Origin of the sequence: Xylophilus sp. (assembly GCA_009914555.1) — a bacterium.
Classification (GTDB): domain Bacteria; phylum Pseudomonadota; class Gammaproteobacteria; order Burkholderiales; family Burkholderiaceae_C; genus WNDY01.
The window spans coordinates 22,010-32,107 of the sequence record WNDY01000047.1; the positions used below are offsets into that span (position 1 = coordinate 22,010).

Here is a 10,098-nt window from a genome sequence, read left to right on the forward strand (position 1 = left end):
GCAAGCTGGCCGCATGCCTTCCCGTATCCGACCGACCGGTCCCGGCGACGACCCGCTGAACTGGGACGACATCCGCTTCTTCCTGGAACTCGCCGAGAGCGGAACTCTCTCGGCGGCGGCCCGTTCGATGAAGGTGGCGCACGTGACCGTCGGCAGGCGGCTCGCGGCCATCGAACGCGGGCTGGGCATGCGGCTGTTCGACCGCAGCCCGGAGGGCTACCAACTGCGCCCCGAGGGCCATGCGCTGCTCGAGCAGGCCCAGAGCATGCGACGCGCGGCCACGGCCATCGCCCTGGCCGGGCGCGGCGCACGCGACCGAGCTCGAGGGCACGGTCCGCCTCACGGCCACGCGCACGCTGGCCGACGAATGGGTCGCGCACCAGCTTGCACCCTTGCGCATGCGCCACCCACGCATCACGGTGGAGCTGCTGACCACCGACCGCAACCTGAGCCTGGCCCGACACGAGGTCGACGTGGCGCTGCGCCTGGCCCGGCCCGCGGAGGGCGATCTGGTGATACGTCGTGTGGCGACGATGGCCAATGCGTTCTACGCGACCACGGCGCAGGGCACCGCAGACCGGCTGGAGCGCGAGCGACAGTTCGTTGCCTTCGGCCGCGACAGCACCGTGCCCGAGGCGGTATGGATGCGCGAGCACGTCGAGGGACCGGTGGCGTTCCGCAGCAACAGCCTGGTGGGCCAGAAGAGCGCGGCCTTGGCGGGGCTGGGCATCGCGCTGCTGCCTTGCTACTTGGGGGACAGGGAGCCCGGCCTGCGGCGCCTGGCGCTGGACCGCCCGCCGCCGGCGCGGGAGATCTGGCTGGTGGTGAACCGCACCCACGCGAGGGTGCCGCACATCCGCGCCGTGGCGCAGGCGCTGGCCGAGGCGTTCGAACGCTGCCAGTTGCTGTTCGCCGGCGGCCTGCCGATCGCCGGCGCGCTCATTCCAGAAATCGCGCAAACGCCCGCAGCGCAGATGAGGTGTTGTTGAGCACGCTGGCGGCATCGAGCATGTCGCGCCTCATCCGCTGAAGTTCCGGATCGGCGAAGTACTGGCTCGGGCCCGACATGACCAGCGCGCCGATGGCCGCGCCGGCCGGCGCGAGCAACACCGAGCCGCATGCGCAGATCCCTGCCACGTTTTCGTGCAGGTTCGTCGCGAAGCCCTCGATCCTGACGCGGGCGAGTTCCTGCTCCAGCGCGGTCCGCTCGACGATGGAGTGGGCGGTGCGTGCGGTCAGCGGCTGTGCATCGAGAAGCGCGTCGCACTGCGCCTTGGGCAGGTGGGCCAAGAGCAACTTGCCCGAGACGGTGGTGTGATGCGGCGAGGTCACGTGGGTGTCGTAGTAGGGCACCACGCTGTAGCGGCCCATGGCCGTGTCCAGGATGCTGCGGTCGCGACCGAAGAACAGGATCAGGCTGGTGGTGGGGCCATGCCGGTCTCGCAGGCCTCGCAGGAGGTCCGTGGAGTCGCGTCGAAGAAGGTTCATCGGGTGGTCGTGGCCAAGCGGCAACAGGCTGCGCGCCGCAGGGCGGTAGCGGCCGCCCGGCGTGCGCTCGACCTGCCGCGCATCCACCAGCATCTGCAACACCCGATGGGCCGTGCTTGGCGCGAGGCTGCAGGTCTCCGCGACCTCGGAATGCGCAAGGGGCTGCAGCGCCTCGCGCAGGGCGTCCAGCACCTGCAGGCCCTTCGCGAGCGATCCGGACTCCGCGCCGCGCGCCGGTTGCACGGTCTCTTTGTCTGCTTCCTGGGGGCGCTTCATACGTGGTCTCCTGGGTTTGTCGGGCGTGCAGCGCGGGTCTTGAGCGACATGTGGCGGCCAAGAGGCGCTGTGGCTTCCTTGCTCTGCGACTTTTGATATGCGAAGACCATTCTTCCAAAACTCCTCTCGGAAATACACTGGCGGCGGAACAAATTATCCGATATGCGGAATTAATGTTCCGAAATCTGATTTCTGCCTAACTACTTTTTCGCGAGCCATCATGTCATCTGCCTCTCCAGCCTCTTCCATTTCCGTCGTCCCGCTTCTCGAGTCGATCCGGGGTGGCGGGGAACTGGCCTTGGTCGATGTGCGCGAAGAGGGTGTGTTCGCTCGCGAGCCGCACATCCTGCTGTCGGTGCCGCTGCCCCTGAGCCAGTTGGAACTGCGCGCGGCGCGTTTGCTTCCGCGGCTGGGGGCGCCTGTCGTGGTGATCGACGACGATGGCGGCGACTTTGCGCACCGCGCGGCACGCAAGCTCGCCGAACTCGGCTATCTCGGTGTGAAGGTGCTGGCCGGCGGTGTCAAGGCCTGGCGTGAGGCGGGCCTGGAGGCTTATACCGGCTCGGGGGCCTACAGCAAGGCATTCGGCGAGTTCGTTGAGCACAAGTACGCCACGCCCTATCTGTCCGTCGAGGAGCTGCACGAGCGCCTGGCTCGCGGCGACGACCTTGTGGTGCTCGATGGCCGTACGGCCCAGGAGTTCGAGGACTTCAGCATCCCGGGAGCGCACGCCGTGCCCAATGCCGAGCTGCCGCTTCGTGTGCACAGCGTGGTGAAGTCGCCGGACACGCTGGTGGTGGTCAATTGCGCCGGACGCACCCGCTCCATCATCGGCGCGCAGGCCCTGATCAATGCCGGCCTGAGCAACAAGGTGCTGTCGCTGCGAAACGGCACGATGGACTGGCTGATGGCCGGCTACGAATTGCAGTACGGAAAGGCGGCGCAGCTGCCTGCCCAGCCGCAGCAGGATGCGCCTCAGCTGCGGGACAGCGTTGCCCAGCTCACGCAGCGCTTCGGCATCCAGTGGGTCGATGCGGCGGCCATCGCCGGATTCGAGGCCGAGCGAGACACCCGCAGTCTCTACGTCCTGGATGTCCGCACCCGCCACGAGTACGAAGCCGGACACTTGCCCGGCAGCGCCTGGATCGAAGGCGGCCAGCTGGTCCAGGAACTGGAAAAGCACGTGGGCACGCGCAATGCGCGCATCGTGGTCGTGGATGGCGGATCGGGCGTACGTGCGGCGATCACGGCTTCCTGGTTGATTCAGCTGGCGTGGGGCGAAGTCCATGCCCATGCGTTCAGCCCGGAAGCGGCCACAGAACGTGGCGCCGAGCCGCAACGACTCTTGGCGCCGCTGCCGGATGTCCAGGTCTGGTCGGTCGCGCGTCTTGCCGAAGCACTCGAACGCGGGGAGGCCGAGGTGATCGACCTGGCGCCGAGCCCGCGCTATGAGGCAGGCCATATCCCCGGCGCAGCCTTCGCTGTGCGCGCACGCCTGCCGCAGGGCTTGGAGAAGCTGCGCGACGTCACTTGGGTGCTGACGTCTCCCGATGACCGTCTCGCGCGACTGGCCGCGCCCGAAATTGCGGCGAACCACTCGAAGCTGGTGGTGCTGGACGGCGGAACGGCGGAGTGGGCTCGCCTGGGGCACCCGTTGGAACAGGGTGCCACCCGGCTTCTGCACGATGCCGACGAGACGGTGCGTTCGCCGTATGCCGCGGCAGATCCGCACAGGGCCTTCCGCGACTACCTGCGCTGGGAGATCGATCTCATCGACCAGCTGGAGCGCGACACCGTCGTGCGCTTCGAGACCTTCGACGATGTGGCGCGTGCCGCCTGAGCCACGGTCGACGCGACACATTGACTGAATCCAATCCGATGACAACCCACAGCGATCCGAGTGCCGAAGAGGCGGCGCAGGCCACACTGCGCGCGCAGGAGGCCCTGGCCCGTGCACGACAGCTCGCCCGCGTGCTGCGCAGGGACGCCGCGGTGCGCGACGCCCAGCGCATCCTTCCCCATGACGCGCTGCGCCTGCTGCGCGAGCACGACCTGCTGAACCTTCGCACCCCCCTGGCCTTGGGCGGTGCGGAAATCGCCTACGGCGACGTCGTGCGTGTGATTGCCGAACTGGCCCGGGGTGACTCCAATGTGGCGCAGCTACTTATCCCGCACTATGTCTACTTGGAGCGCCTGCGCCTGATGGGCGACGATGGCATCCAGCAACGCATCTGGCGCCGCGTGCGCCGGGGCGCACTGGCCGGCAACGCCTCCACGGAGCGCAACACCGCGCGCTCGGGCGAGATCACCATCCGCCTGCAGCCTGACGACGACGGGTTCCGGCTCACCGGGCGCAAGTTCTACAGCACGCCGACGCTGTTCGCGGATCTGGTCTTCGCCACGGTCCTCGATGTGCAGGAGCGCATCGTCTATGCGATCCTGCCCACCGACCGCGAGGGCATCACGCGCCTGGACGACTGGGACGGCGTGGGCCAGCGGTTGACCGGCAGCGGAACGACCATTTTCGAGAACGTGCGGGTGGAGGCCGACGAGATCGTGGTCGTGGGCGACTGGATGAACCGCCGGCACTACACGAGCTCGGGCGCCCAGATTCTGTTTGCGGCCGTGAAATCGGGCATCGCGCATGCCGCGCTCGATGATGCGCTGGACTGGGCCCGCGAGGGTGCCCGTCCCACGCGCGTCTCCCAGGTCGAGCATGTCACCCTTGACCCGCACGTGCAGGTCCTGGTGGGCGAGCTGTCCACGGCCGCGCTGGGCGCCGAGCTGGTGCTCGGCCGCGCGGCGGATGCCCTGACCCATGCCTCGCACGTCCAGTACGCCGAGAGCTCGCGCGAGCGGCTGGATGACGTCCTGGCCGACACCGCCATCCGCACCGCGCAGGCCCAGCTCGCCACCGAACAAGCCGCGCTGCACATCGCCCAGAAGCTCTTCGACGTCGGGGGCACGTCCACGGCGCTGCGTCGCCACAACTTCGACCGCCACTGGCGCAACGCGCGAACGATCAGCCTTCACGACCCGATCGTGTACCGCAGCAAGGCCATCGGCGCGCATGCGCTGCGCGGCGAGGCGCCGCCCCTGGGCTTCACGTACTGAGGCGGACCTACAGCATGTCGCTTGCCATTCCCGCCGCCCTGACTTCAGGTGCCGTCCACGAGCCGGAGCCGAGCCCGCTCGAGAGGGTCCTTCAACAACCCTTCAACCTCGGGCTGTTCCTGCCCATCCAGAACGGAGGCTGGTCCATCTCGACGCTGCCGCGCTCGACCGACTGGCGCTTCGACTACAACGCGCGATTGACGCTCAAGGCAGAGGAACTCGGCTTCGACCTGGTTTTCGGGCTTGCGCAATGGATGCCCAAGGGGGGGTACGGCGGCGTGTCGAACTACCGCGAGACCTCGCTGGACAGCTTCATCTCCACGGCAGCACTGAGCGCGATCACGCGGCGCATCCTGCTGATCTCGACCATCCACGTGCTTTACGGGCCGTGGCATCCACTGCATTTGGCGAAGTTCGGCGCAACGCTGGACCACATCTCGGGCGGGCGCTGGGGCGTGAACCTCGTGACCGGCCACATCGCCGCAGAGGCGCGCATGTTCGGCCAGGTGCGCGAGGAGCACGACGCGCGCTACGGCCGCGCTGCCGAGTTCGTGGACATCCTCGATCGGCTGTGGCGCACCGAGGGTAACGTGACCTTCGAGGGCCGTCACTGGCAGCTCTACGACGCCTACGTGTCGCCGCGCCCACTGCATGGGCGCCCGATCCTCATCAATGCGACCGGCTCGAAGGCTGGGTTCGAGTTCGGTGCGCGCTATTCGGACTTCGTCTTCATCCCGAGCCCGACCGGCGTCGAGCTGGAGCCGACGCTGCAAGCCCTGCCGGACTTCACCGCGGGGCTGCGCGAGGCGGCGCAGGCGCAAGGGCGTGCTGTGCGCACCATCATCAACCCGACCGTCGTGAGCGCGGCGACCGATGCACTCGCACAGGAGCGCTACGAGCGCATCCTCGCCTCCGAGGACACGGAGGCGGTCGCGAACTTCAACGCCCGCTTCAACACGCAGACCGGCGCGAGCGATGCACGCGCCTGGAGCAGCCATCGCCGCCGTGCTGGCGAGCGGGCTGTCGGCGGCAACATCCACCTCGTCGGCAGCCCGCAGCGCATCGTCGACGACATGATCCGGCTACGCGACGCCGGCTGCCATGGCGTGCAACTGACCTTCTTCGATTTCGAGCAGGACCTGGCGCATTTCGGCCAGCACATCCTCCCGCTGATGCGCGAGGCGGGGCTGCGGCTGTGAGCGCCGCATCCGATCGTCCTGCGTGGCCTGGCCCGACTGCGCTGCGCGTCTTGAGCCTGCTGCGCGTGGTGGCGCGCGGCATTCTCGCGAAGGTTCCGACGCTGGCGCTGGTCGTTGGCATCAGCTTCCTGTTGCTCAAGCTCGCGCCCGGCGACCTGGCGATGGCAATGGCGGGAGACGCCGGCGCTGCATCGCCTGAGTACATGGAGATGCTGCGGCGCCAGTACGGACTGGACCAGCCGATGTGGATGCAGTTCTGGCACTACATCGCCAACGTCGCGCGGCTTGACTTTGGCTACTCCTTCCGCAACAGCATGCCGGTGCTCGAGTTGATCGCCGAACGCGTGCCCGCAACCCTGTTGCTTGTGGCCACCAGCATCGTCATCGCGCTCGTCGTGGGCGTGTCCCTGGGCGTCTGGGCTGCGTACCGCCAGGGGCGTTGGATCGACACGGGCATCTCGACGCTCTCGACCATTGGCTTCGCGCTGCCGTTGTTCTGGGTCGGCCTGCTTCTGATCATCCTCTTCGCGGTCGACTTGCGCTGGCTGCCCACGGGTGGCATCGCGACCACAGGCTTCGATGGCGGATTCTGGGCCGCCTTGCTCGACAGGCTGCGCCATCTCGTATTGCCGGCGTTCACGCTGTCGCTCTTCTACATCGCCATCTACGCGCGCATCGTGCGCGCGGCGGCGTCGGAAGTGCTGCGTTCGGAGTACGTGCGCACCGCACGGGCCAAGGGCCTGCGCCCGGCGCGCATCCTCTGGCGGCACGTGCTGCGCAACTGCCTTCTGCCGGTGGTTTCCATCACCGGGCTCGAGCTTGGCACGCTGCTGGGGGGCGTGGTGACGATCGAGACAGTCTTTTCCTGGCCGGGCATGGGGCGGCTCGCCTTCGATGCCGTCACCTACCGCGACATGAACCTGCTGATGGGCATCCTCGTCTGGAGTGCCGTGCTCGTCAGCGCAGTGAACCTGATCCTCGATGCCTTGTACACGCTGGTCGATCCGAGGGTGGAGTTGCGATGACGTCACGCAGAGTGCCCGCCTTCGCCCGCGTTCTGCGGTCGCCCGCCTTCGTCACGGGCGCCGTGCTGCTGGCCTTCAGCCTCCTGACGGTCGTCCTGTCGCTCACGCTGTACGGCGGCAATCCGCTGACGGTCGCGTCGCCGCCCTTCATCGAGCCGGGCTCGTAGGCCGCGCATCCGCTGGGTACCGACATGCTGGGACGCGACATGCTGACCCAGATGGTCCACGGCGCGCGGGTCTCCCTGCTCACGGGCGTCGTGGCGGGCGTGGTCGCGGTCGCGCTCGGGACGCTGCTGGGCGTGCTGGCCGGCTACTTCGGCGGCTGGGTCGATCGGACCTGCACGCGCATCACCGAGGTGTTCCTGACGTTGCCGCAGTTGCTGTTGGCCATCGTGCTCGTGGCTGTGCTCACGCCGTCGGTGTGGAGCACGACGCTGGCGATCGGGCTCACGAGCTGGCCGCAGGTCGCGCGCGTCGTGCGCCCCGAGGTGATGCGCCTGCGACAGGCCGACTTCGTCCATGCAGCGTCGCTGAGTGGCATGGCGCCCCTGCAGGTCATCTGGCGCGAGGTGCTGCCCAACGTGGTTCCCACTGTCGTGGCCCTGGCCTCGGTGTTGGTGGCGACAGCGATCCTCACGGAATCCGCTCTCTCGTTCCTGGGGCTGGGCGACCCCAATGTTGCCTCGTGGGGCGCGATGATCGGCGCCGGGCGCTCGGTGCTGCGTGATGCGTGGTACGTCGCGGCGTTTCCCGGCTTCGCGATCCTCGTGACGGTGCTGGCCTTCGCGCTCATCGGCAACGGCATCAACGATGCACTTCATCTTCGGCGCGAATGATCTCGCGCATCGGCATCCCACTCTTTCGTCCTTCTTCGTCCCCATCCTCCCATCGTTTTCAGGAATCCCGTTATGAGTTCAACGCGACGTGACTTCATCATCCGCACCGTGGTCGCAGGTACCGCCACGCTGCCCTTCGCCGCAGAGGTGTTCGCCCAGTCGGGCAGCGGCCGCAACCTGGTGGTCAACGTAGCGCCGGAGCCGTCGGCGCTCGCGATCGTCAACGGCCTGCCCAACCAGATCGTCAACGCCAACATCTTCGACGGACTGGTGACCTACGACAGCAACTACAAGCTCGTGCCGCAACTGGCCGAGCGCTGGGAAACCTCGGCGGACGGGCTGTCGATCACCTTCCACCTGCGCAAGGGCGTTCGATGGCACGACGGCAAGCCCTTCACGTCAGCCGATGTCGCGTTCTCCGCTCTGGAGGTGGTGAAGAAGACCAGCGCGCTCGGTGCCAACGCCTTTGCCGCCATCAAGTCGGTCGACACCCCCGACGAGCACACCGCGATCCTGCGCCTGTCGTTTGCCGCGCCCGTGGTCTGGTCGTACCTGCACGGCCAGCAATTCAATATCGTGCCGCGGCACATCTACGCGGGCAGCGATCCGCTGAACAATCCACGCAACGCGAATCCGCTGGGCACGGGGCCCTACAAGTTCAAGGAATGGGTTCGCGGCAGCCACATCACGCTGGTGCGCAACCCGGACTACTGGGACAAGGACAAGCCGTACTTCGAGACGCTGACCTTCAAGATCATCCCTGACGCGGGCGCGCGGGAAGCGGCGCTGGAGTCGGGGGAGATCCTCTACTCGCCGCACAGCCCGGTGCCGCTGTCCTCGGCGCGCAGGTTGTCAAAGAGCAAGGACCTGGTGGTCGATACCAAGGGATGGGAAGGCCTGGTCAAGGTGTTCTTCTTCGACTTCAACCTCAAAAAGAAGGTGTTCCAGGATGTACGCGTGCGCAGGGCCTTCGCGCATGCCATCGACCGCCAGGCCATTGCGAACATCGCATGGTTCGGCTTTGCCAAGCCGTCGCGCGGCCCGATCCCGCCGGAGCAGAAGCAGCACTTCAATCCCGAGGCGCCGGACTATGCGTTCGACCCGAAGAAGGCAGAGGCCCTGCTCGACGAGGCCGGCTTGCGCCGCGGCGCCGACGGCGTGAGGCTTCGCATCAACCATGTGAACCACACCTTCGGCGAGGAATACCGCCGCGCCGGCGACCTGATCAAGCAGCAGCTCAAGCAGGTGGGCGTGGAGGTCGAGTTGATCAACTACGACACCGCCACGCAGCTGCGCAAGCTTTTCACGGACCGGGACTTCGATACGAGCGCGATCGACTACGCGTCCGGCCTCGACCCCCAGATCGGCGTCATCCGCCGGTTCTGGAGCCAGTCGATCAAGGACGGCGTGCCATGGAGCAACGGTTCCAACTACGCCTCGAAAGAAACCGATGCGGTCATCCAGGGAATCGTGGATTCGCGCGACCCGGCCGAGCGCAAGAAGCTCATCGATCGCCTCCAGGTGCTCGTGCAGCAGGACGTGCCCTCGATCAGCCTGGTGAACATCAACCTCGTGCGCATCTTCTCGAGCAAGCTCCAAGGGGTCGATCAACGACCGCTCGGCGCATTGTCCGGGCTGGGCGACGTTTCGCTCGCGAGCTGATGCCAAGGGTGTGTCGATGACGCGGCTCCTGGAGATCGAATCGCTCAACATCGGCTTCGGCGATGTGCCCGCCGTGCGGAATCTGGACCTGTCGATCGGGGTTGGCGAGACCCTCGCCTTGGTGGGCGAGTCAGGCTCGGGCAAGTCGGCCACGGCGCTCTCGATCCTTCGCCTGCTGCCGCGCTCGGCCACGGTCGGCGGCCGCATACGTTTTCAGGGACGGGACCTGCTCGCGATGACGCAACGGGGGCTGCGTGACATCAGCGGCCGCGAGATCGGGATGATCTTCCAGGAGCCGATGGTGTCTCTCAACCCGGTGCTGCGGGTGGGTGAGCAGATCGCCGAGACGATCATTCGTAAGCGATCCATCAGCACGCCCCTCAGAGCATGCGCATAAGCGCGTAAAACGTGGTATCGCGAGACTCGGAAGGGTCAGCGGAGCTCGGCAGGCATCTTCCACGGCAGCAACGCGTCGTAATCGTCGACGCTCTTCGCCAG

10 protein-coding genes and 1 pseudogene are annotated in these 10,098 nt (G+C 67.1%); 10 read left to right on the forward strand and 1 reads right to left on the reverse strand.

Features of this window, described 5'->3' with window-relative positions:
• Positions 1-13 precede the first annotated feature (13 nt).
• Both GAK38_RS24000 and GAK38_RS17880 read left to right on the forward strand, forming a co-directional pair.
• A pseudogene (locus GAK38_RS24000) lies at positions 14-226 on the forward strand (helix-turn-helix domain-containing protein); the annotation flags it as partial.
• 13 nt (positions 227-239) lie between these two features.
• Positions 240-989: a LysR substrate-binding domain-containing protein gene (locus tag GAK38_RS17880; protein ID WP_325346321.1), complete on the forward strand. Its 750-nt coding sequence runs from the start codon at positions 240-242 to the stop codon at positions 987-989.
• On the opposite strand, the gene GAK38_RS17885 is transcribed toward GAK38_RS17880, so the two are convergent.
• Entirely contained in the window at positions 940-1,764 is an 825-nt protein-coding gene (locus GAK38_RS17885; RefSeq protein ID WP_325346322.1) for an IclR family transcriptional regulator, read from the reverse strand. The genes GAK38_RS17880 and GAK38_RS17885 overlap by 50 nt on opposite strands.
• Before the next feature lie 220 nt (positions 1,765-1,984).
• Between GAK38_RS17885 and GAK38_RS17890 the strand changes: the two genes are divergently transcribed.
• The 8 genes from GAK38_RS17890 to GAK38_RS17925 all read left to right on the forward strand — a co-directional run bounded on the left by GAK38_RS17890 (position 1,985) and on the right by GAK38_RS17925 (position 9,997).
• The gene (locus GAK38_RS17890) at positions 1,985-3,604 is read left to right on the forward strand and encodes a rhodanese-like domain-containing protein (protein WP_325346323.1); all 1,620 of its coding nucleotides are present in this window, start codon (positions 1,985-1,987) and stop codon (positions 3,602-3,604) included.
• A 38-nt stretch (positions 3,605-3,642) separates the two neighbouring features.
• Positions 3,643-4,878 (forward strand): acyl-CoA dehydrogenase family protein, encoded by a 1,236-nt coding sequence (locus GAK38_RS17895; protein ID WP_325346324.1) that lies wholly within the window; start codon positions 3,643-3,645, stop codon positions 4,876-4,878.
• A 14-nt stretch (positions 4,879-4,892) separates the two neighbouring features.
• Positions 4,893-6,077, forward strand: a complete 1,185-nt coding sequence (locus GAK38_RS17900; RefSeq protein ID WP_325346325.1) for an LLM class flavin-dependent oxidoreductase — start codon at positions 4,893-4,895, stop codon at positions 6,075-6,077.
• A 50-nt stretch (positions 6,078-6,127) separates the two neighbouring features.
• Complete coding sequence (locus tag GAK38_RS17905; protein WP_325346326.1) at positions 6,128-7,102, forward strand: ABC transporter permease; 975 nt, start codon at positions 6,128-6,130, stop codon at positions 7,100-7,102.
• Entirely contained in the window at positions 7,099-7,269 is a 171-nt protein-coding gene (locus GAK38_RS17910) for a hypothetical protein (RefSeq protein ID WP_325346327.1), read from the forward strand. Before GAK38_RS17905 ends, GAK38_RS17910 begins: the two co-directional genes overlap by 4 nt.
• A gap of 39 nt (positions 7,270-7,308) precedes the next feature.
• A complete protein-coding gene (locus GAK38_RS17915) occupies positions 7,309-7,938 on the forward strand; it encodes an ABC transporter permease (protein ID WP_325346328.1) in 630 nt (209 codons plus the stop codon).
• Between the two features lie 72 nt (positions 7,939-8,010).
• On the forward strand, positions 8,011-9,600 hold the full coding sequence (locus GAK38_RS17920) for an ABC transporter substrate-binding protein (RefSeq protein WP_325346329.1): 1,590 nt from the start codon (positions 8,011-8,013) through the stop codon (positions 9,598-9,600).
• A gap of 16 nt (positions 9,601-9,616) precedes the next feature.
• On the forward strand, positions 9,617-9,997 hold the full coding sequence (locus GAK38_RS17925) for an ATP-binding cassette domain-containing protein (protein ID WP_325346330.1): 381 nt from the start codon (positions 9,617-9,619) through the stop codon (positions 9,995-9,997).
• The last annotated feature ends 101 nt before the right edge of the window (positions 9,998-10,098 follow it).